Origin of the sequence: Microcella alkalica (assembly GCF_014137945.1) — a bacterium.
Lineage (GTDB): Bacteria > Actinomycetota > Actinomycetes > Actinomycetales > Microbacteriaceae > Microcella > Microcella alkalica.
This window is the reverse complement of the sequence record NZ_JACGWX010000003.1, coordinates 276,467-297,722: the sequence shown is the minus strand read 5'-3', so window position 1 is coordinate 297,722 and position 21,256 is coordinate 276,467. Positions and strand designations below refer to the sequence as shown.

The following is a 21,256-nucleotide window of genomic DNA, read 5'->3' as shown; positions in this document are numbered from 1 at the left end:
GACAGGCCCGTCGCGGCCCCCGAGCGGGTGTCGGCACTTTGGAGGACAATTCCCTGTCCGGAGGTCTTGACGCAGGGATGCGCTGTCGTACACTGAGATATGTCAGCAGCAAGACTGACTTGAGCAGCACGGCTACGATTCCCCCCAATCGCGTGCTGCTGAGGCGGCGCCCATTTCCCCCCAAAGTTGGGCGCCGCCCCCCAAACCTGTCACACAGCTCGAGAACGGCTCCTCCTCATGAGGAGCCGTTCTTCGTTTCTCCCCGCGAGATCACTGCCAGCGACCCCGACGATGAGGGCTCGGGCACGATCGTGCGATGCATCGCGCGCCGTTCGTCCCACTCGACCCCCGTCGCCGCGCCGCGACCGGCGGTCCGCGCCCCGCCGCCGCGCCCGTGGCCCGTTCGCTCGCGGTCGAGATCCGCGCGGCGCTCGGCCCGCTCGCCCGGGCGGTCGACGACGATGCGACGACCGACGTGTTCGTGACCGGTGACGGTGCGGTCTGGCGCGACGCCGGGCGAGGAGTCGAGCGCGTGCCCGGCATCGGGCTCGATGCGCAGACCGCGCGCGATCTCGCGGTTCGCCTCATCGAGTTCGGCGGCCGCCACATCGACGAGGCTTCTCCGTGCGTCGACGTGCGCATCGGCGACGGGGTTCGCGTGCACGCGGCGCTGCCTCCCATCGCGTGGGCCGGCCCCTCGCTGTCGATCCGGCTCCCTCGCTCCCGACCCGTCGAACTGGGGGATGCTGGGCTCGCCCCCGCGGTCGTCGACGCTCTTCGCGAGGCGCTCTCCGATCGGAGCACTGTGTTGTTCACGGGGGCGACCGGCAGCGGCAAGACCACGCTGCTCTCCGCTTGGCTCTCCGAAGCGGCGCCGACCGAGCGCATCGTGGTCATCGAGGATGTCGCCGAGGCGCGCATCCTTCACCCGCACGTCGTCGGTCTCGAATGCCGACAGGCGAACCTCGAAGGGGCTGGCGAGGTGGATCTCGCTCGGCTCGTGCGCGAGGCGCTCCGCATGCGCCCGGATCGCCTGGTCGTCGGCGAGTGTCGGGGCGCGGAGGTTCGTGAGTTCCTCGCCGCGCTGAACACGGGTCATCGCGGCGGGTCCGGCACGCTGCACGCGAACTCCCTCGCTGATGTCCCGAGCAGGCTCGAGTCCGTCGGAATGATCGCTGGTCTCGATCCGGCGACGCTCGCGCGCCAGGCGCTCAGCGGACTCGACCTCGTCGTCCATCTCGCCCGTGACAGCGAAGGCGGCCGCCGCGCCGAGCTCGGGCGCTTCCGACTCGACGGTCGCGACCGGCTTGCGATCGACCGAGTGCCGCTGCCGTGACGGAGGAGCCCGAGGCCCTCGCGAGCCATGTTCACCGGCTCTCCGTCCTCATCGGGGCGGGGATCGCACCCATATCGGCCTGGCGCCACGTCGCGGCTGCGGCCCGTCCAGCGGATCCGGCGCTCGCCGCGGTCGTCCGCGCACTCGACGCCGGCGAGCCGCTCGGCGTCGCGCTGGCGTCCGTCGCACGTGAGCACGGCGCCGGATGGCGCGGTCTCGCGGCCGCCTGGTCAGTCGCCGCGGTGAGCGGAGCACCGTTGGCCCCCGCTCTCGCGGCCTTCGCCGACGCCGTCCGCGATCGGTCGGCCGCTCAGCGCGACATCGCGGTCGCGCTCGCCGGCCCGCGAGCGACCGCGCGCATCGTGCTCGCCCTCCCGCTCGTCGCGATCGGGCTGGCCCTCCTCGCCGGCAGCGATCTCGCCGCGAGCCTCTGCCATCCGATCGGCATGGCGAGCGTCATCGCGGGGCTCGCTCTCGGGGTGCTCGCCCGCGGCTGGATGCGGCGGATGCTCCGCGCCGCCGAGCCGCCGCCGCCGACGATCGGGCTCGACCTCGACCTGCTCGCGGTCGCTGCTGCCGGGGGCGGCTCTCCCGAGGCCGCGCGCACGACGGTCCTGCATGCCCTCGCCGCATGCGGGCTCGCGGTGCCGCACCGCGGCGCGAAGGGCGATGACGCGCTCGCGCGACTGGTCGAGCTCTCCCGCGCTTCGGGAGCACCGTTGGGGGCGCTCGCCCGCGCCGAAGCCGCCGAGGCCCGATCGGCCGAGCGATCGAGGGCGCGCCGCTCGGCCGAGGAGCTCGCAGTGCGACTGATGCTGCCGCTCGGCGTCTGCGTCCTGCCCTCCTTCCTGCTGCTCGGCGTCGTGCCGATGCTCGTCGGGCTCCTCTCCTCCACAGCAAGCGGGTACTAGCGATCGCCCTCCGATCTCGAGCCGGCACCGCGGCGGGCATCGCCCCGTCGCACACTTGTCCCCGTTCGTGCCCCCGACCGTGCAGGCGGCCCGCCGCGCACCCATCAGAAAGGCCCGATCCCCATGTCCCGCAACCGTTCCACTTCTCTCCTTCACTCCCGCGCATCGAGCCGGGCCCCGGGCCTTCGGTCTCCCGCGAGGCAGCGCTCCGAGCTCGCCGCCGCGATTCCCGGCGCCGAACGGGTGCGGCGCCGAATCGCTCTCGCCGACGATCGCGGCGCCGCCACCGCCGAGTACGCGATCGCGACAATGGCTGCCGTCGGATTCGCGAGTCTGCTCGTCGTGATCATGCGCAGCGACGAGGTGCGGGGCATCCTCACCGACATGGTGCGCACGGCGCTCTCGTTCGGCGGATGACTCCGAGGGGCGCGCGCGGCGATCGCGGGGCCGTCACGGCGGAGATCGCGATCGCGATCCCGGCCGTCGTGCTCGTGCTCGTCGCGAGCCTCAATGGGCTCGGCGCCGGTGTGGCCCTGCTGCGTGCGCAGGATGCGGCCGCCGACGCAGCGCGCGCCCTGGCGCGCGACGCCTCGACCACGTCCGCCGCGGGGCGGGCGGTCGCCGCGCTCCCGGGCGGAGCGCTCCGCTCCGACCGCTCCGGCGATGTCGTGTGCGCGACGGTGACCGTGCGGCCCCGCATCCTGTCGATCCCCATCGCCCTGGAAGCCCGGTCGTGCGCCCTCGACGGAGGGCGGTGATGGCGGGCGCCCCGCTCGTGGTCGGGCTCGCCGCCGCGGTCGCCCTCTCCGGGGGCGGAGCTGTCGCGGTCAGCGTCGCGCTCGTCGAGTCGCAGCGGATCTCCGGGGCCGCGGATGCGGCCGCGCTCGCCGGGGCGGACGCCCTTCTCGGGTGGGTCGCCGAGGCCCCGTGCGCGTCGGCGGCGCGCGTCGCGGAGGTCAACAGGGCGCGACTCTCCGCATGCCGCGTCGACGGTGTCGAGATCGTGGTGACCGTCTCCGGAGCGGCCGCGGGCATCCCCGTCGAGAGGTCCGCCCGCGCCGGGCCCGCGCGGTCCTGAGCCGCCGGCCCTCGGGCGATGGCTTCGACAACCTGTGTATGGTGTGCCTGACCGCGGCATGCGAGCCGCAGCGACCGCCGGGGTGCGGAGACATCCCCCCGGACGCCCCCGAGATCGAGGAGTACCGTGCCGAGCACGAAGAAGCTGGTCATCGTCGAGTCCCCCGCGAAGGCGAAGACGATCGGCAAGTACCTGGGCGACGGCTACGAGGTGCAGGCCTCCGTCGGACACGTGCGCGACCTCATCGAGCCGAAGAACCTCCCCGCCGAGCTCAAGAAGGGCCCGCTCGGCAAGTTCTCGATCGACGTCGACAACGGCTTCGAGCCCTACTACGTCGTCTCCGACGAGAAGAAGCGCGTCATCGCCGACCTCAAGAAGGCGCTCAAGGGCGCCGACGAGCTCTTCCTCGCCACGGATGAGGATCGCGAGGGCGAGGCCATCGCGTGGCACCTGCTCCAGGTGCTCAAGCCGTCCGTCCCCGTCAAGCGGATGGTCTTCCACGAGATCACGGCCGAGGCGATCGCTCGGGCGACGGAGTCGACGCGCGAGCTCGACACCGCGCTCGTGGACGCGCAGGAGACCCGGCGCATCCTCGACCGCCTCTACGGCTACGAGGTGAGCCCCGTGCTCTGGCGCAAGGTCGGTCCCGGCCTCAGCGCCGGTCGCGTGCAGTCGGCGGCGACCCGGCTCGTCGTCGACCGCGAGCGCGAGCGCCTCGCTTTCGTCGCCGCGCAGTACTGGGATCTCGACACGACCCTTTGCCCGACCGACGCCGAGACCGCGTTCACCGCTCGGCTCACGCGTCTGGCCGGCAAGAAGGTCGCGAGCGGCCGCGACTTCGACGATCGCGGCCGGCTCAAGGGCTCGGGCGCGGTCGCCCTCGACGAGGCGACGGCGTCGGCGCTCGCCGAGGCGCTCCGCGCGCCCGACGTCGCCGTCACCGTGACCAAGGTGGAGTCGAAGCCGCACACCCGGCGGCCAGCCGCACCCTTCACCACGTCGACGCTCCAGCAGGAGGCCGCGCGCAAGCTCCGCTTCACCGCTCGCCAGACGATGTCCGTCGCGCAGTCGCTCTACGAGAACGGCTACATCACCTACATGCGCACCGATTCGTCGTCGCTGTCGCAGCAGGCGATCGCCGCCGCGCGCTCGCAGGCGTCCTCGCTCTACGGAGCAGACAGCATCCCCGACAAGCCCCGCGTCTATGCGAGCAAGTCCAAGAACGCGCAGGAGGCCCACGAGGCCATCCGTCCCGCGGGCGACACCTTCCGCACGCCGAGCGCGCTCGAGGGCACTCTGCGCGGCAACGACTGGAAGCTATACGACCTCATCTGGAAGCGGACGATCGCGAGCCAGATGGCGGATGCCCGCGGCCAGACCGCGTCGGTCGCCATCCAGGCAGGCCCGCTCTCCGACTCGGCCGAGGTCGGCGCGCTCGCCGAGTTCGCCGCGAGCGGCACCGTCATCACCTTCCGCGGCTTCCTCGCCGCGTACGAGGAAGGACGCGACGAGGAGCGGGACGCCGAGAAGGCGGCCGAGACCGCGGAGGCGAAGCTGCCGCCGCTCGCGGAGGGCCAGTCCCTCTCCGTGCAGGACGTCGAGGCCAAGGGCCACGAGACGAGCCCTCCGCCGCGCTACACCGAGGCGAGCCTCGTCAAGGCGCTCGAGGAGCGCGGCATCGGCCGCCCCTCGACCTACGCGGCGATCATCTCGACGATCGTGGACCGCGGCTACGTCACGCCGCGCGGCACCGCGCTCGTGCCGAACTGGATCGCCTTCTCGGTCGTGCGCCTCCTGGAGGAGAACTTCGCCGACCTCGTCGAGTACGACTTCACCGCAGAGATGGAGGCCGACCTCGACCGCATCGCCAACGGGGAGGCCGACCGCACCGACTGGCTGACGGGCTTCTACTTCGGCGACGCTCATCAGCCCGGGTTGCGCCCCGTGATCGACAACCTCGGCGACATCGACGCCAAGACGCTCAACTCCATGGTGATCACCGACGAGATCACGCTGCGCATAGGCAAGTACGGCCCCTACCTCGAGGTGGCGGAGGAGGGCTCCGAGACCCTGCGCCGCGTCAACCTTCCCGAGGATCTCGCGCCGGACGAGCTCACGCCCGCGAAGGCCCAGGAGCTCATCGACGCTCCCGTCGTCGGCGACCGCGTGCTCGGCATCAACCCCGAGAACGGAAAGCAGGTCGTCGCGAAGGACGGCCGCTTCGGCCCCTACGTCACCGAGCTCGACCCGGAGCCGGAGGAGCAGGCCGACGCCGCATCCGGCGCCGAGCCCGCTGTCGACCCCGCGACGGGCGAGGTCATCGAGCCGCCCAAGAAGCGCGCGCCCGCCAAGAAGAAGGCCGCGGAGAAGCCGCGAACGGCATCCCTCTTCAAGGACATGGACCCGGCGACGGTCGACTTCGATACGGCGCTCAAGCTGCTCGCCCTGCCTCGCGAGGTCGGGCTCGACCCCGAGTCGAACGAGCCGATCACCGCGCAGAACGGCCGGTACGGCCCGTACCTGAAGAAAGGCACGGACACCCGCTCGCTCGACTCGGAGGACCAGATCTTCGAGATCGACCTCGACGGCGCGCTCGCCAAGTTCGCCGAGCCGAAGTACGGCGCGCGTCGCGCCTCCAGCGCGCTCAAGGAGTTCGACGCCGACCCCGTGAGCGGGAAGCCGATAAAGGTCAAGGACGGCCGCTTCGGCCCCTACGTCACCGACGGAGAGACGAACGCGACCATCCCGCGCGGCGAGGAGGTCGAGTCGGTCGACTTCGACCGCGCCGTGCAGCTGCTCGCCGACAAGCGCGCCAAGGGGCCGGCGAAGAAGCCGGTCAAGCGCGCCGCGGCCAAGAAGCCCGCGGCCAAGCGCACGACCGCCGCCAAGAAGAAGTAGCCGGCGTGACCGGCCTCTTCCTGACCTTCGAGGGCGGCGACGGCTCGGGAAAGTCGACGCAGTCGGCGCTCCTCACGGAGTGGCTGACCGACCGGGGCGAGACCGTGGTGCACGCGCGCGAGCCGGGGGGCACCGAGCTCGGGCTCGAACTGCGCGAGATCATCCTGCACCGGCGCGGCTACATGGCGCCGAGGGCCGAGGCGCTGCTCTACGCCGCCGACCGCGCCCACAACGTCGCCACCGTCGTGCGACCGGGGCTCGATCGCGGCGACGTCGTCATCCAGGACCGATATCTCGATTCCTCGGTCGCCTACCAGGGGGCGGGTCGCGTGCTGTCGACGACGGAGGTGCGCGAGCTCTCTCTCTGGGCGACCGAAGGGCTCCTGCCTCATCTCACGGTGCTGCTCGATCTGGATCCCGCGCTCGGTCGCGAGCGGCTCGACGCGAGCCGCACGCGGTACGACCGGCTCGAGGCGGAGGCCGCGATCTTCCACGAGCGGGTCCGCGACGCGTATCTCGCGCTCGCCGAGGCCGAGCCCGGCCGGTTCCTCGTGCTCGATGCGACGGAGCCCGTGGGCGCGCTGCAGGAGCGCATCCGCTCCAGGGTGTCCGCGCTGCTCGATACTCTGACCCCATGACGGGCTGGGACGACCTCACCGGGCAGGAAGCGGCGATCGCACTTCTTCGCACCGCCGCGAGCGACCCCGCATCGATGACCCACGCCTGGCTCATCACGGGCCCGCCGGGCTCAGGCAGGTCGAATCTCGCCTTCGCCTTCGCGACCGAGCTCCTCACTGCGGAGCCCGCCGCGGCGTCGACCACCGCCGCGCAGGTCTCGGCCCGCACCCACCCCGACCTCGCCGTGCTCGCCACCGAGCGGGTCATCATCTCGATCGACGAGGTTCGTCAGCTCGTCTCCCAGAGTCAGTACTCGCCCAGTGTCGCGCCGTATCGCGTCATCATCGTGGAGGACGCCGATCGCATGACCGAGCGCACCTCCAACGTGCTCCTCAAGGCGCTGGAGGAGCCCCCGCCCCGCACGGTGTGGATCCTGTGCGCGCCGAGCGCCGCCGACCTCATCCCCACGATCCGCTCGCGCGTCCGCGCCGTCCGGCTGCGCGTCCCGAGCGTGCGCGAGGTCGCCGATCTGCTCGCGAGTCGCGACGGCGTCGATGCCGAGCTCGCCGAGCGGGCCGCCCGCGAGGCGCAGAGCCATATCGGGATGGCCCACCGGCTCGCGACGGACGCCGAGGCTCGCGAGCGGCGCGCCCGCACCCTCGAGCTCGCGCTCGGGGTGACGAGCGTGTCACGGGCCGTCCTCGCGGCGGAGCAGCTGGTCGCCCTCGCGACCGATGACGCCAAGGCGTTCACGGCGGAGCGCGAGACCCTCGAGCGCGAGGCCGCTCTGCGCTCGCTCGGCCTCGAGCCGGGCGGCACCGTCCCTCCGGCGATGCGCGGCGCGCTCAAGGCGCTGGAGGAGGACCAGAAGCGACGCGCCACCCGGTCGGTGCGCGACGGCATCGACCGCGTGCTCGTCGATCTGCTCTCGCTCTACCGCGACCTCCTCCTGCTCCAGCTCGACGCCGGCGTCGAGCTCGTGAACGAGGCGCAGCGCGACCGTCTGGAGGAGGTCGCCCGGTCGAGCACCGCCGAGCAGTCGCTCGCAGCCCTCGGCGCGATCGGCCAGGCTCGACGCCGCGTCGAGGGCAACACGCCCCCCGTTCTCGCTCTCGAGGCGATGCTCATCACCGCCAGCGGACGGGTGCCCGCGTTAGGCTCGCCCGCGTGACGCACCGCACCCGACTCTCCGCCGTCGCCCTCACCCTCGTCGCGGTGCTCGCGCTGTCCGGCTGCGTGCCCACGTGGCTGACCGGGCTGACGGGCCAGGACACCTCGACCCCGACGGGCGAGGAGGTGGATGGGGCGCTCGAGCCCTACTACCGGCAGTCGCTCGTCTGGGAGCGCTGCGGGGGCGGCGCGCAGTGCGCGACCGCGACCGCCCCGCTGGACTGGGACGACCCCGCCGCGGGCGACGACATCGACCTCGCTCTCGTCCGCTACCGCGCGACCGAGACCGCGCTGGGCTCTCTCTTCGTGAACCCGGGCGGCCCCGGCGCCTCCGGTTTCGACTTCATCCGCGACAGCGTCGACTTCGCCGTGAGCGAGCGGCTCCGCGAGAGCTTCGACGTGATCGGTTGGGATCCCCGCGGCGTGGGTCGCTCATCGGCCGTCACCTGCTTCACCGATCCCGCCGACATGGACGAGTTCATCTACGGAGTCCCCGAGGCCGAGCCGCAGACTCCTGAGTGGGTCGCCGAGGTCGAGCAGAGCGCTCAGCGCTTCGTCGAGGCCTGCGCCGAGAACTCCGGCCCGCTGCTCGAGCACGTCGACACCGACTCCACCGTGCGCGACCTCGACATGCTCCGTGCCCTCGTCGGGGACGAGGCGCTGAACTACTTCGGCTACTCCTACGGCACCGAGATCGGGGCGCGCTACGCCGATCGTTTCCCCGAGCGCGTCGGTCGGCTGGTCCTCGACGGCGCCACCGACCCCACGAGCACCCAGTTCGAGGTGGTCCTCGCGCAGTCGATCGGATTCGAGGCCGCTCTGACGACCTATCTGACGGAATGCGCCGCCGCCGCGACCTGCCCGTTCCCGACCGATACGACCGCCGCGCTCGCCATCGTCGAGCAGCTCTACGAGCGACTCGAGACGGATCCCATCCCCGGCCCCGACGGTCGGCTCTTCACCGACTCCGTGCTCGACATCGCCGTCGCGACCGCGCTCTACGACGAAGGCTCGTGGGAGTTCCTGAGCCAGATGTTCACCGAGCTGCGCACGGGGGTCGTGGAGACCGGCTTTCTCCTCGCCGACTTCTACTACGGCCGGGAGAACGGGGAGTACCTCGACAACTCCCTCGAGGCGTTCATCGCGATCAACTGCCTCGACTACCCGGTCGAGCGCGATCCCCAGGTGATCATCGACCAGAACACGGCGATCGCCGAATCCGCTCCGGTGACCTCGGACCCGAGCGTGCTGGGCGACGTGGTCTGCCAGCACTGGCCCCACGAGTTCGAAGGTGAGCTCGGGCCCGTCCGCGCCGAGGGCGCCCCGCCCATCCTCGTGATCGGGACGACGGGCGACCCGGCGACGCCATACATCTGGGCCGAATCGCTCGCGGAGCAGCTCGAGAGCGGGGTGCTGCTGACCTACGACGGCGAGGGGCACATCGCCTATGACGAGGGCGACCCCTGCATCAACGACCTCGTCGACGAGTTCTTCCTCACCGGGGTCGCGCCGGCGGAGGACCCCGTCTGCGCCGGCTGAGCTCGCGAGCGGTCGGCGACGGCGACGGCGCCCGCGGACCAATCGCACCCGCAGGATGGGCTAGACTCCATAGCCGTGTCCCGGTGAGAAACCGAGCACGCCGCCTTAGCTCAGTCGGCAGAGCGATTCACTCGTAATGAATAGGTCGTGGGTTCGATTCCCACAGGCGGCCCCACTCCTTCCACACGCGGCGACAGCGTCGAACCGCGGCGTCGTGCCGGACGGATCCCCGCCGAATCCATCGCCTCGTGAGCGCGGAAGGCCATGATGACCACTGATCGGCGAAGCGCTCTCCTGGTCGCGGCCGCATGCGCGGCCACGGTCGTCGCCGGACTCGGGGTCGCCGCCCAGCACCGCGTCAACGGCGAGCTCGGTCAGGTCATCGACGACGGATTCACCGCCGCGCTCATCTCGTTCTCCTCCGGGCTCGTCCTCTTGCTCGTCGCCACCGCCGCCTCGCCGCGCGCCCGAGCGGCCTTCCGGGCGATCCGGCCGCTTCTCGCGTCGGGCGAGCTGCGATGGTGGATGCTCCTTGGCGGGTTCGGCGGCGCGTTCCTGGTGCTCGGCCAGAGCCTCGTCGCGAGCATCCTGGGGGTCGCGATATTCACGGTGGCGACGGTGACGGGCCAGACCGCGATGGGGCTCTGGATCGACGCGACGGGCTTCGCCGGATCGCGCCGTGCTCCCGTCACGACCCAGAGGCTGCTCGGCACGCTCCTCACCCTCGCGGCCGTGGTCGTTGCCGTCGCTCCCGAGATCGGCGGGCGGGTGCCGGTCGCCGCGCTCCTGCTGCCGCTGCTGGCTGGCCTCGGCGTGGGAGCCCAGGCCGCCGTCAACGGCCGCGTGCGCACGGCGACCGGATCGCCCATCGCCGCGACGACGATCAACTTCATCATCGGCACCACCGCGCTCGCCGTCGCCACGGGCGTCCACCTGCTCATCGCGGGGTTGCCGGACCGGCTGCCATCGGACCCAGCGCTCTACATCGGCGGGGCGCTTGGCGCGGGGTTCATCGCCATCCAGACGATAACTGTGGCGCGCATCGGTGTGCTCATCCTCGGGCTGTGCCTCGTCATGGGTCAGCTCGTCGGCGCGCTCGTCCTCGACCTCGTCCTCCCCATCGGCGTCGCGACGACGGCATCGACGGCGATCGGAGCCGCGCTCACTCTCGTCGGGGTGCTCATCGCCGCCATCCCGTCCCGGCGCCGCGACCGTCCTCGGCGCGCATCGCAGGCAGGCGCCTAGAAGTACGCCGAGCGCACCTCGGGCGCTACGCGCGCCACGACGGGGAGGGCGCGCGCGACCGCCGTCTCGATGCGCTCGCGCAGCTCGGCGTTCGAGATGCGGTAGTCGGTGAAGTCGCCGTCGGATGCGTAGATGCCGTTGGGCAGGGTGAGCGACTGGAAGAATCCGAACAGCGGGCGCAGCTGGTGCTCGATCATGAGCCCATGGCGCTCGCTGCCCCCCGTGGCCGCGAGTAGCACGGGCGTGCCGACGAGGGCGTACTGCTCGACGAAGTCGAACAGGTGCTTGAAGAGACCCGTGTACGAGGCGCGGTACACGGGGCTCGCGACGACGAGCAGGTCGGCCGTCTCGATCCGAGATAGCTCGGCCTCCACGGAGGGAGCCAGCTCCGACCTCCGCACGGTGCCCGCGAGGCCGGGCCCGATGCGATCCACCTCGACCAGGTGCGTCTCGACGTCGCGATTGCGCGCGACCACGGCGAGGATCTCGTCCACGAGCGCGGTCGTTCGCGAGGGCGAGTGGGTGCTGCCCGACACTCCGACGACGGAGAGCGGGCGGGCCAGAGTGATCGCGGTCATGCCGAGCACGGTAGGCGCGGCCGACGAGCCGCTCCAGCGCGCGCGTCACGGAACGACGCTCGGGGTAACGCGGCGTCGCGGGGCGTAACCGGATGACCTCCGGTGACGCGGGGTGACGTCGGCGCTCGCCGCGGCACCCCGGCTCGGGCCACGATGGCGGGCATGTCCGACCAGACCGACTCCTCCCTCCGACCCGCGCGCCGCATCCGCTTCAACGCGTTCGACATGAACTGCGTCGCGCACCAGTCCTCCGGCCTGTGGCGCCACCCCGACGACCAGTCGCACCGCTACACCGAGCTGTCGTACTGGACGGAGCTAGCGAAGCTTCTCGAGCGAGGCACGTTCGACGGCATCTTCATCGCTGACGTGCTCGGCACGTACGACGTCTACGCCGGTTCGAACGAGGCGGCGATCCGCCACGGCGCGCAGGTGCCGGTCAACGATCCGATCCTGCTCGTCTCGGCCATGGCCGCCGCCACCGAGCACCTCGGGTTCGGTGTCACGGCGGGCACCGCCTACGAGCATCCCTACCCCTTCGCCCGGCGCATGACCACGCTCGACCACCTGACGAACGGCCGGGTGGGCTGGAACGTCGTCACGGGCTACCTGCCGAGCGCTGCGCGCAACATGGGGCACGACGACCAGCGCGAGCACGACGACCGCTACGACCACGCCGACGAGTATCTGGAAGTCCTCTACAAGCTCTGGGAGGGGTCCTGGGAGGACGACGCCGTAGTCCGCGATCGCGAGACCGGCGTGTACACCGACCCGAGCAAGGTCCACGAGATCGGGCACGAGGGCACGCACTTCACGGTGCCCGGCATCCACATCTCCGAGCCCAGCCCGCAGCGCACCCCCGTCATTTACCAGGCGGGGGCGAGCCCGCGAGGGGTCGCCTTCGCCGCCGGCAACGCGGAGGCCATCTTCGTGGCCGCGCCGACGAAGGAGGTCCTGCGCGGGACGGTAAAGCGCATCCGCGATGCCCTCGAGGCGGCCGGTCGCGACCGGTACGCGGCCCGCATCTACACCCTGCTGACGGTGATCACCGACTCCACGCCCGAGAGGGCGCAGGCGAAGTACACCGACTACCTGCGGTTCGCGAGCCCCGAGGGCGCCCTCGTGTTCATGTCGGGCTGGATGGGCATCGACCTCTCGCAGTACGCGCTCGACGAGCCGATCGGGAACGTGAGGAGCAACGCGATCCAGTCGGTCATCGCCAACTTCGCGGCGGCCGCCGAGCACGGGCACGAGTTCACGGTCGCCGACATCGGTCGGCACGGCGCGATCGGCGGCCTCGGCCCGCTGATCGTCGGCTCGGGCGAGCAGATCGCCGACCAGCTGCAGGAGTGGGTGGCCGAGACGGATGTGGACGGCTTCAACCTCGCCTACGCGATCACGCCCGGCACCTTCGCCGACATCGTCGAGCACGTAATCCCGGTGCTTCGCGAGCGCGGGGTGTACCCCGAGGTCTACGAGGAGGGGACTCTCCGCGAGAAGCTCCACGGGCGCGGCGACCGCCTGCCGACCGAGCACCGGGGCGCTCGGTTCCGCGTCGGGGAGCGCCTCGCGGTCTGAGCCTCGGCGAAGCTACGCCTCGTCGTCCGCCTGGAAGTCGAGTGCGAGCGAATTCATGCAGTAGCGGTCTCCGGTCGGCGTGCCGAAGCCGTCGGGGAAGACGTGACCAAGGTGAGAGCCGCACTTCGCGCACCGGACCTCGGTGCGCACCATGCCGAGCGACGTGTCCTCGATGAGCTCGACCGCATCGGGCCGCACCGACTCGTAGAAGCTCGGCCAGCCGCACCCGGAGTCGAACTTGGTTCCGGCGACGAATAGCTCGGCCTGGCATGCGCCGCACGTGTAAACGCCGGAGCGGCTCTCGTCGAGCAGCTCGCCCGTCCACGCGCGTTCCGTCCCCGCCTGGCGCAGCACCTGGTAGCGCTCCTCGCCGAGCTCCTCGCGCCACTGCTCCTCGGTCTTCTGGACGGCGTACGTGCCGGTCTCCTGCTCGGTCATGACGACCCTCCCTCTCGCCGCGTCGGCGATCACATCGTTCTCATTAAACTCGACGCCGTGGCGGACTCTTCCCCGATCGAGCGTTCCTGGAGCCAGATGACGCCCGATGACGCGTTCGAGGTCTTCTCCCTGCGCACGAGCGTCTTCTACCTCGAGCAGCGCATCGACGAGGAGGAGCTCGATGAACGAGACCGGAACGAATCGACCCTGCACCTCTGGATCCGCGACGACCGCGGCGTCGCGAGCTACCTGCGCGTCGTCCACAACGACGAGCCCCGCCCCGGCGATGCGGATGCCCGGCGCCTGATCGGCCGCGTCGTGACCCGCGCGGATCGCCGCCACCAGGGTCTGAGCCGCCTCCTGCTCGAGCGCGTCATCGCGCGCTTCGGGCACGAGCCGATCGCGCTGCACAGTCAGAGCTACGTGCAGCCGCTGTACGCCTCGGTCGGCTTCGAGCCGTACGGGGACGAGTACCTCGAGGCGGGCATCCCGCACATCGGAATGCGCCGCGCGCCGACCGCCTGACCGCGCCCCGCGCGTCGTGCATCTGCGAGGATGCGAGCGTGAGCTCGACCGCCGAGAGGTACAGCCGCTTCGCTCGCGAGGCCGCACGGCGGTCGCCGATCTACGCCGCCTGGTCGGAGGCAATCGCGCTCGATGACGAGCTCGTCGCCCTCATCGACACCCTTCCCGTCGCCGACCGGGAGCCGCTGCTCGTGCTCACCGCGGCGCGCTTCACGGGCCTCAGCCCGCGCGGCGACGTGCGCACCTGGCTCGAGGGGGAGTGGGACGCCGTCGCGGCGGTCGCGCGTCTTCGCTCTGCTCGGAGCGACGACCTCCGCCGGACGGGGACCCTCGTCGCCGCCCTGCAGGGCATCGCCGGCCCGATCGCGCTCCTGGAGGTCGGCGCCTCCGCGGGGCTCGGCCTGCTCGCCGACCGCTACAGCCACGTCTTCGCCGGACCGGAGGGCGAGCGTCGTCTCGACCCCGTCGACGGGCCGTCGATCCTCGAGCTGCGCTGCGAGCTCGGCAGGGGGGTGCCGCTCCCGGCGCGGATGCCCGACATCGTCTGGCGCGCCGGTCTCGATCGCAGCCCCCTCCGCCTCGATCGCGCCGACGACGAGCGCTGGCTGCGCACGCTCGTCTGGCCGGAGGAGCGGACAAGCGCCGCCCAGCTCGACGCCGCGATCGGCATCGCGCGCGAGCATCCGCCGCACCTGGTCGCGGCGGACGCCGTCGACGGGGTCGCGGCGCTCGCCGCCCACGCGCCGCCCGACGCGACGCTCGTGGTGTGGAGCCCGTTCCTGCTCGACCGCTTCTCGCCGCCCGAGCGCGAGCGCTTCGCCCGCACCGCGCGCGGTCTCCCCGGCCACTGGGTCTCGTTGGACGACTGGCCCGTCGTCCCAGCAGCCGAGGCCGGCTCCCGGGCGAACCTGCCCGGCGCCGACGGCGACGCGCTCCTGAGTCGTGACGGGCATCCCCTCGCGGTCGTCAGCCCTCGCGGCGAGCGAATCGACCGCTGGGTCGCCGCCGACTGATCCCTCGACGCGCGCGTCACCCGAGCAGCGGGCCTGCCCGGCCGTAGCATTCGACCGTGACCACCCTCCCCGACGCCGACCGCATCGCGTGCGTGCTCGAGTTCGAGCGCCGCTGGTGGGGCGGCGCGACGGGCCGCAAGGAGGTCAGGATCCGTCAGGAGTTCGGCTGGAGCCCCGCCCGGTACTATCAGGTGCTGAACGCTCTCCTCGATGAGGAGGCCGCCGTGCGCTACGACCCCGTGCTCGTCGGCCGGCTGCGCGAGGTGCGAGGCTCCCGTGCGGAGCTGCGCCGCACGCGACGGCCCGGCACCGGGGCCGCCTGAGATCCATCGGTCCGCCGAGCGCTCGTCGCTCACCGCCAGCGCCCGTCCACCCGCCCTCGCCCAGCCCACCCGGAGGCAGCCGACAGCATGGCCGAGTATCCGAGCGATCGATTCGACGATGTGCCCGCCGAGCTCGGTCGCGTCGGCGCGCACCGGGCCCCCGCTCCGCGCTCGCGCGGCTGGGTGGTGGCGGGCGTCATCGCCCTGGCCACCGGGGTGCTCGTGGGGCTCGGTTTGCTCGCCCTGCAGGCCATCGACAGCGGCCTCGACCTCGGCGCCGCGCCGCCTATGGCGGCTCCGCCAGCAGACCCGGAGCCCGAGATCACGCCCGTGACCGACCCGTCGACCATTCGGCTTCCGGAGGGCTTCACGATTACGGTCCTCAACGGCGCGGGCGTCGCGGGGCTCGGGCAGGCCAGCGCCGACGCCCTCACCGCGGCCGGGTGGACGGTGGGTGCGGTGACGAACGCCGCAGCCGACGACATCGTTACGACGACGGTCTATTACTCGAACGAGGCGGACGAGGGGATCGCGCTCGGCATGGTCGAGCTGCTCGGGCTCGGCGAGATCGAGTTGTCCGACGCGTTCCCCGGCGCCCCCATCACGATCGTCGTCGGAGCGGACGCCGCCTCCTGACGCCGTCCCCAGCCTCTCGGCGTGAACGGCGTGTTTCGCTCGTGCGACCGTCGTGCGACAGTCCGCCGTGAGCGCGTGGAATCCCTGGTGCGGAGGACTTTCGCCGGGCTAGCATCTGGCTCGTCAGCACAGCGGGGAGTCTCCATGGCCAACGGCACCGTCAAGTGGTTCAACGCCGAGAAGGGGTTCGGGTTCATCACGCTCGAGGGAGGAGCCAGTGACGTCTTCGTCCACTACTCCTCGATCGACATGCCCGGCTTCAGGGTGCTCGAGGGGGGCCAGGCGGTCACGTTCGAGGTCGGGACAGGGACGAAGGGGCCGCAGGCCGAAGGCGTGCGACCGGTCTGACGGCGACTCGCCCGACCCGATGCGCTCCGGAGCGCGCCTGCGGGGTTACCGTGACCCAATGGATCGCCTCGCACGCCGTCGCTCGAAAGCTCTCATCGCGCTCGGAGCGGTCGCCGCGTTGCTGGTCGGCTGTGCGGGCCAGCCCGAGCCCGCACCCGTCTTGACCAGCGCGGCGCCGCAGCCGACGCCGGAGCCCGCCTTCACCTCGGCGTACGTCGCGCCAGAGGACTTCGACCTCGCTCCGCTGACGGGCGAGCGAACCGCGGTCGGCGGGCTCGCATCGCCCTCGCTCGCCGCGAAGATCGACAACCACCCCCGTGCTCGCCCGCAGATCGGGATCGATCGCGCCGACATCGTCTTCGAGGAGCTCGTCGAGGGCGGTCTCACGCGCTACGTCGCGGTCTGGCACTCCGACGTCCCCGCCGAGATCGGACCGATCCGCTCGATCCGCCCCATGGACCCGGACATCGTCTCGCCGCTGCGCGGCATCATCGCCTATTCGGGAGGGCAGTCACGATTCATCGACATGATGCGCGCGACCGAGGTGTACAACGCCATCCACGGGCAACCGGACACGAGCGCCGTGATTCTCCGCGGGGGCAGGGCCCCGGCCCCGCACAACGTCATCGTCCGCGCCCCGCAGCTCATCTCCCAGCACGCTCAGCTCGCCGCGCCCCAGCAGCACTTCGCCTTCGCCGCCGACCTCGCGTCCGCGTCTGCATCGCGCGACGGCGCCCCGGCCGCCAGCGCCTCGCTCGTCTTCGGCTCGCTCGCGACGCCGTCCTGGGCGTGGGATGCCGGCTCCTCGACATGGCTGCGCTCCATGACGGGCGGCGCTCCCGACCTCGCCGCCGACGGTGCGCGTCTGTCGGCGGTCAACCTCGTCATCATGCGCGTGCCTGTGACGGTCATCCAGGACATCCCGACGACGCAGATGATCGGAAGCGGCGAGGCCTGGGTGATGACGGGAGGGAAGGCGCTCGCGGCGACCTGGAGCAAGCCCGAGCGGAACGCCCCTGTGCGTCTCGTCGCCGCCGACGGGCTCGTGGTTCGTCTTGCCCCGGGGAACACCTGGGTCGAGCTCGTTCCGAACGCGGGCTCGGTCACGATCCGCTGACGCGGGGTCGTCGTCGCCTCTCCTCGGCTTGCACTCGCTCTACGAGAGTGCCAGAATCGGTGTTAGCACTCCGGTTCTGCGAGTGCCAGAAGCTACCGTACGTACTGCGTCCGGGAGGGACGAAAGACACACATGGCTAAGATCATCGCTTTCAACGAGGAGGCCCGTCGCGGCCTCGAGCGCGGCCTCAACATCCTGGCCGACGCCGTCAAGGTCACGCTCGGCCCCCGTGGTCGCAACGTCGTGCTGGAGAAGAAGTGGGGCGCCCCCACGATCACGAACGACGGCGTCTCGATCGCCAAGGAGATCGAGCTCGACGACCCGTACGAGAAGATCGGCGCCGAGCTGGTCAAGGAGGTCGCGAAGAAGACCGACGACGTCGCCGGAGACGGCACGACCACCTCGGTCGTTCTCGCCCAGGCGCTCGTGCGTGAGGGCCTCCGCAACGTCGCCGCCGGCGCCGACCCCATCAGCCTCAAGCGCGGCATCGAGAAGGCCGTCGCGGCCGTCTCGGAGCAGCTGCTGAAGAACGCCAAGGAGGTCGAGACCAAGGAGGAGATCGCCGCGACGGCGAGCATCTCCGCCGCCGACCCCGAGATCGGCGCGCTCATCGCCGAGGCGATCGATAAGGTCGGCAAGGAGGGCGTCGTCACCGTCGAGGAGTCGAACACCTTCGGCACCGAGCTCGAGCTCACCGAGGGCATGCGCTTCGACAAGGGCTACCTTTCGGCGTACTTCGTCACGGACCCGGAGCGCCAGGAGGCGGTCTTCGAGGACCCGTACATCCTCATCGTCAACGGCAAGATCTCCGCGATCAAGGACCTCCTGCCCATCGTGGACAAGGTGATCCAGAGCGGCAAGCAGCTCCTCATCATCGCGGAGGACGTCGAGGGTGAGGCGCTCGCGACGCTCGTCGTCAACAAGATCCGCGGCATCTTCAAGTCGGTCGCCGTGAAGGCGCCCGGCTTCGGCGACCGCCGCAAGGCCATGCTCCAGGACATCGCGATCCTCACGGGCGGTCAGGTCATCAGCGAGGAGGTCGGTCTCAAGCTCGAGAACGCGACCCTCGATCTGCTCGGCCGCGCGCGCAAGGTCGTCATCACCAAGGATGAGACCACGATCGTCGAGGGTGCTGGCGAGGCCGACGCGATCGCCGGTCGCGTGAAGCAGATCCGCTCTGAGATCGAGAACACCGACTCTGACTACGACCGCGAGAAGCTCCAGGAGCGCCTCGCCAAGCTCGCCGGCGGCGTCGCCGTCATCAAGGCGGGTGCTGCGACCGAGGTCGAGCTCAAGGAGCGCAAGCACCGCATCGAGGACGCCGTGCGCAACGCGAAGGCCGCGGTCGAGGAGGGCATCGTCGCCGGTGGTGGCGTCGCGCTCATCCAGGCCGGCAAGCTCGCCTTCGAGTCCGAGGCACTCACGAGCCTCGTCGGCGATGAGGCGACGGGTGCGAACATCGTGAAGGTCGCGATCGACGCCCCGCTCAAGCAGATCGCGCTCAACGCCGGCATGGAGCCCGGCGTCGTCGTCGACAAGGTACGCCACCTCGCGGTCGGCCACGGCCTCAACGCCGCGACCGGCGAGTACGTCGACATGCTCGGCGCCGGCATCGCCGACCCGGTGAAGGTCACGCGCTCGGCCCTGCTCAATGCCGCGTCGATCGCCGGTCTCTTCCTCACCACGGAGGCCGTCGTCGCGGACAAGCCCGAGAAGCACCCCGCTCCCATGGGCGACCCGTCGGGCGGCATGGACTTCTAAGTCCGAGCCTCTCGCAAGACACGAGAACGGGGCGGTTCCTTCGGGAGCCGCCCCGTTCTGCGCGTCCCGGCGCCGCGTCAGCGCGCGAAGAGACGCGCGTTGGCCTGCTCGATCTCCGCGTAGTGCTGGCCGGCGCTGCCGAGCGCCTCGGTGAGCGCGGCGAGCGTCTGCTCGATGCGCTGCTGCGTGGCCGTCCACTCGCCGACGAGCGACTGGAACGCCGTCGCCGCCGAGCCCTGCCACGAGCCCTGCAGGGCGCCGAGCTGGCCGCTGAGTGAGGCCACCTCCGCCTGCAGTCGCCCGATCGAGGCGCGGGCGGCGCCCGTCGCGCTGATGATCGCATCGCTGTCGACCTGATACCGGGTCATGGTGCCTCCTGAGCTCGATGCGACGGGGCGTGCCCCCGTCGTCGCGAGCAGGCTAGGAGGCGGACTCGGCGCTGCGCGGCGCGGAGCCGGCGTCGGCGGAGAGCGTCGCGCGGCGCGGGGTGGGGAGGAGCGGCAGCGAGATCATGAACGTCGCCCCGCCTCCCGGGGTGTCGAGCACATCGATGCGCCCGCCGTGCTGATTGACGATGGAGGCGACGATCGCGAGCCCCAGCCCCGACCCGCCGGTGTCGCGCGTGCGCGAGGAGTCTGCCCGGAAGAACCGCTGGAAGATCTTCTCCTTGAGGGCGCCGGGGATCCCTTCGCCGTGATCGACGATCGAGATCGTGCCCATGCTCCGAGCACGGTCGATGCCGACGATGAGCTCGATGGGCGAGCCGGCCGGAGTGAAGCGCATGGCGTTTCCGACGAGGTTCGTGACGACCTGGCGGATCTTGTTCTCGTCTCCGCTCACAACTGCCTCGGCGGCGGGGAGCTCGGGGACGGCGAGCTCGAGGGCGGGCTGCGCAGTGGTCGCAGCCCCTCGGCCTCGCCGCCCGCGCAGGCGGGCGATCGCGGCGATGGCCGCGGTGCTCAGGGACGAGGTGGTGGGCTCGGGAGTCCGTGCGGGCTCCGGCCGGGCATCCGTCGTCGGGGCGGCGGGGGATGCGGCCGCCTCGTCGACCGAGACCGTCACGTCACGATCGGGGGCGCCCGCCATCGCGTCGAGGGCCGCGTCGCGCGCGAGCGGCACGAGATCCACGGGGCCGGCCTCGAGCGGCTTCGACTCGTCGAGGCGAGCGAGCTCGAGGAGGTCGGAGACGAGCGCGCCCATGCGGATCGCCTCCTTCTCGATGCGCTCCATGGCCTGGGCGACGTCCTCCGGTTTCTGGATGGCGCCCATCCGGTACAGCTCCGCGTAGCCTCGCAACGACACGAGCGGTGTGCGCAGCTCGTGGCTCGCGTCGCCGACGAAGCGGCGCATCTGGTCGATGGTCGCAGCCCGGTCGGCGAAGGCGCGGTCGATGCGGGACAGCATCGTGTTGAGCGAGCGGCTGAGGCGACCGACCTCGGTGTTGGGGGTCGCGCCGCCGAGTCGCTGGCTGAAGTCGCCGCCCGCGAAGCGTGCGGCGGTCGCCTCGACGTCGCGGAGGGGTCGGAAGGTTGAGGTGACGAGGAGCCGCGTGAGCGCGGCGCTCACGATGACTGCGACGATCCCGAAGCCGAGGAAGATCGAGGCGAACGAGCCGATGATGCCGTTGGTCTCGGTGAGATTCGCGCCGATGACGAGCGTCGCGCGCATGGGGTCGCCCTCCTCCTCATCGAGGAGGGTCAGCGAGAACGGCGCGAGGCGCCATTGGACGGTTCGGTCGATGCTCGCGACGGTGAGGCCCTCCCCGTAGCGCCCCCCGATCGCATCGAAGCTGAGGCGACTGACGTCGGGCGCCTGCCCGAGCTGGCTGGCGTCGACGTTGTCGACGAGAACGTCGCCGCCCGCATCGACCGCGGCGAAGTAGAAGGGGCTCGAGAAGACCGAGCCCGTCAAGTCGCTGAATTCGTCGAAGTCGTCGATCGAGAGCTGATCAGGGGCCTGCGGGAGCTCGGTCGCCGCCTGGCGCAGCTGCCGATCGACCTCTCCGAGGAGGGTCTGCTGGAGGACTGTCAGGGTGCCCATGCCCACGACGAGCAGGCCCACGGTCACGACGAGGACGGTGACGCCCGTGATCTTGGATCGGAGGGAGATGCCCTCCCACCACTGGCTCAGCTGCTCATGCATCGTGC

General features: G+C 71.3%; 22 protein-coding genes and 1 tRNA gene. 19 read left to right on the top strand and 4 right to left on the bottom strand.

Going from position 1 to position 21,256, the window contains the following annotated elements; translation table 11 throughout:
• Positions 1-316 precede the first annotated feature (316 nt).
• From FHX53_RS08250 to FHX53_RS08200, 11 genes are all read left to right on the top strand, one after another.
• A complete protein-coding gene (locus FHX53_RS08250) occupies positions 317-1,336 on the top strand; it encodes a TadA family conjugal transfer-associated ATPase (RefSeq protein ID WP_182490865.1) in 1,020 nt (339 codons plus the stop codon).
• Positions 1,333-2,247 carry a type II secretion system F family protein gene (locus FHX53_RS08245; RefSeq protein WP_182490864.1) on the top strand — a complete coding sequence of 305 codons (915 nt, stop codon included), beginning with the start codon at positions 1,333-1,335 and terminating at the stop codon, positions 2,245-2,247. Before FHX53_RS08250 ends, FHX53_RS08245 begins: the two co-directional genes overlap by 4 nt.
• Positions 2,248-2,472: 225 nt before the next feature.
• Positions 2,473-2,664: a DUF4244 domain-containing protein gene (locus tag FHX53_RS13820; RefSeq protein WP_343050925.1), complete on the top strand. Its 192-nt coding sequence runs from the start codon at positions 2,473-2,475 to the stop codon at positions 2,662-2,664.
• Complete coding sequence (locus FHX53_RS08235; protein WP_182490862.1) at positions 2,661-3,005, top strand: TadE family type IV pilus minor pilin; 345 nt, start codon at positions 2,661-2,663, stop codon at positions 3,003-3,005. Before FHX53_RS13820 ends, FHX53_RS08235 begins: the two co-directional genes overlap by 4 nt.
• On the top strand, positions 3,005-3,325 hold the full coding sequence (locus FHX53_RS08230) for an Rv3654c family TadE-like protein (protein ID WP_182490861.1): 321 nt from the start codon (positions 3,005-3,007) through the stop codon (positions 3,323-3,325). Before FHX53_RS08235 ends, FHX53_RS08230 begins: the two co-directional genes overlap by 1 nt.
• Positions 3,326-3,451: 126 nt before the next feature.
• A complete protein-coding gene (gene topA, locus FHX53_RS08225) occupies positions 3,452-6,223 on the top strand; it encodes a type I DNA topoisomerase (RefSeq protein ID WP_182490860.1) in 2,772 nt (923 codons plus the stop codon).
• Positions 6,224-6,228: 5 nt separating this feature from the next.
• The gene (gene tmk / locus FHX53_RS08220; protein ID WP_182490859.1) at positions 6,229-6,861 is read left to right on the top strand and encodes a dTMP kinase; all 633 of its coding nucleotides are present in this window, start codon (positions 6,229-6,231) and stop codon (positions 6,859-6,861) included.
• Positions 6,858-8,012: a DNA polymerase III subunit delta' gene (locus FHX53_RS08215; RefSeq protein WP_182490858.1), complete on the top strand. Its 1,155-nt coding sequence runs from the start codon at positions 6,858-6,860 to the stop codon at positions 8,010-8,012. Before tmk ends, FHX53_RS08215 begins: the two co-directional genes overlap by 4 nt.
• On the top strand, positions 8,009-9,550 hold the full coding sequence (locus tag FHX53_RS08210; RefSeq protein ID WP_182490857.1) for an alpha/beta fold hydrolase: 1,542 nt from the start codon (positions 8,009-8,011) through the stop codon (positions 9,548-9,550). The genes FHX53_RS08215 and FHX53_RS08210 overlap by 4 nt, the downstream gene beginning before the upstream one ends.
• A 99-nt stretch (positions 9,551-9,649) precedes the next feature.
• Positions 9,650-9,725, top strand: a tRNA-Thr gene (locus FHX53_RS08205).
• A 92-nt stretch (positions 9,726-9,817) separates the two neighbouring features.
• Positions 9,818-10,795 carry a DMT family transporter gene (locus FHX53_RS08200; protein WP_182490856.1) on the top strand — a complete coding sequence of 326 codons (978 nt, stop codon included), beginning with the start codon at positions 9,818-9,820 and terminating at the stop codon, positions 10,793-10,795.
• Here the strand turns inward: FHX53_RS08200 and msuE are convergent.
• The gene (msuE, locus tag FHX53_RS08195; RefSeq protein WP_182490855.1) at positions 10,792-11,373 is read right to left on the bottom strand and encodes an FMN reductase; all 582 of its coding nucleotides are present in this window, start codon (positions 11,371-11,373) and stop codon (positions 10,792-10,794) included. The genes FHX53_RS08200 and msuE overlap by 4 nt on opposite strands.
• Positions 11,374-11,535: 162 nt before the next feature.
• Here msuE and FHX53_RS08190 point away from each other — a divergent pair, with 162 nt between their 5' ends.
• Entirely contained in the window at positions 11,536-12,948 is a 1,413-nt protein-coding gene (locus FHX53_RS08190; protein ID WP_182490854.1) for an LLM class flavin-dependent oxidoreductase, read from the top strand.
• Positions 12,949-12,960: 12 nt separating this feature from the next.
• Here the strand turns inward: FHX53_RS08190 and msrB are convergent, their stop codons facing one another.
• Positions 12,961-13,386, bottom strand: a complete 426-nt coding sequence (gene msrB / locus FHX53_RS08185) for a peptide-methionine (R)-S-oxide reductase MsrB (protein ID WP_182490853.1) — start codon at positions 13,384-13,386, stop codon at positions 12,961-12,963.
• Between the two features lie 57 nt (positions 13,387-13,443).
• Between msrB and FHX53_RS08180 the strand changes: the two genes are divergently transcribed.
• The 7 genes from FHX53_RS08180 (at position 13,444) to groL (ending at position 19,109) form a co-directional block, all read left to right on the top strand.
• Positions 13,444-13,911, top strand: a complete 468-nt coding sequence (locus FHX53_RS08180; protein WP_220476292.1) for a GNAT family N-acetyltransferase — start codon at positions 13,444-13,446, stop codon at positions 13,909-13,911.
• A 38-nt stretch (positions 13,912-13,949) separates the two neighbouring features.
• Positions 13,950-14,924: a DUF2332 family protein gene (locus FHX53_RS08175; protein WP_182490852.1), complete on the top strand. Its 975-nt coding sequence runs from the start codon at positions 13,950-13,952 to the stop codon at positions 14,922-14,924.
• A gap of 56 nt (positions 14,925-14,980) precedes the next feature.
• Positions 14,981-15,247: a DUF3263 domain-containing protein gene (locus FHX53_RS08170; protein ID WP_182490851.1), complete on the top strand. Its 267-nt coding sequence runs from the start codon at positions 14,981-14,983 to the stop codon at positions 15,245-15,247.
• Between the two features lie 87 nt (positions 15,248-15,334).
• Complete coding sequence (locus tag FHX53_RS08165; protein ID WP_182490850.1) at positions 15,335-15,883, top strand: LytR C-terminal domain-containing protein; 549 nt, start codon at positions 15,335-15,337, stop codon at positions 15,881-15,883.
• Between the two features lie 144 nt (positions 15,884-16,027).
• Positions 16,028-16,231 carry a cold-shock protein gene (locus tag FHX53_RS08160; RefSeq protein WP_182490849.1) on the top strand — a complete coding sequence of 68 codons (204 nt, stop codon included), beginning with the start codon at positions 16,028-16,030 and terminating at the stop codon, positions 16,229-16,231.
• Between the two features lie 58 nt (positions 16,232-16,289).
• The gene (locus FHX53_RS08155; protein WP_182490848.1) at positions 16,290-17,348 is read left to right on the top strand and encodes a DUF3048 domain-containing protein; all 1,059 of its coding nucleotides are present in this window, start codon (positions 16,290-16,292) and stop codon (positions 17,346-17,348) included.
• A gap of 132 nt (positions 17,349-17,480) precedes the next feature.
• Positions 17,481-19,109: a chaperonin GroEL gene (gene groL, locus FHX53_RS08150; protein ID WP_182490847.1), complete on the top strand. Its 1,629-nt coding sequence runs from the start codon at positions 17,481-17,483 to the stop codon at positions 19,107-19,109.
• Positions 19,110-19,186: 77 nt separating this feature from the next.
• On the opposite strand, the gene FHX53_RS08145 is transcribed toward groL, so the two are convergent.
• Positions 19,187-19,477 (bottom strand): WXG100 family type VII secretion target, encoded by a 291-nt coding sequence (locus FHX53_RS08145; RefSeq protein WP_055856949.1) that lies wholly within the window; start codon positions 19,475-19,477, stop codon positions 19,187-19,189.
• Between the two features lie 52 nt (positions 19,478-19,529).
• A complete protein-coding gene (locus tag FHX53_RS08140) occupies positions 19,530-21,251 on the bottom strand; it encodes a sensor histidine kinase (protein ID WP_182490846.1) in 1,722 nt (573 codons plus the stop codon).
• Positions 21,252-21,256: the final 5 nt, after the last annotated feature.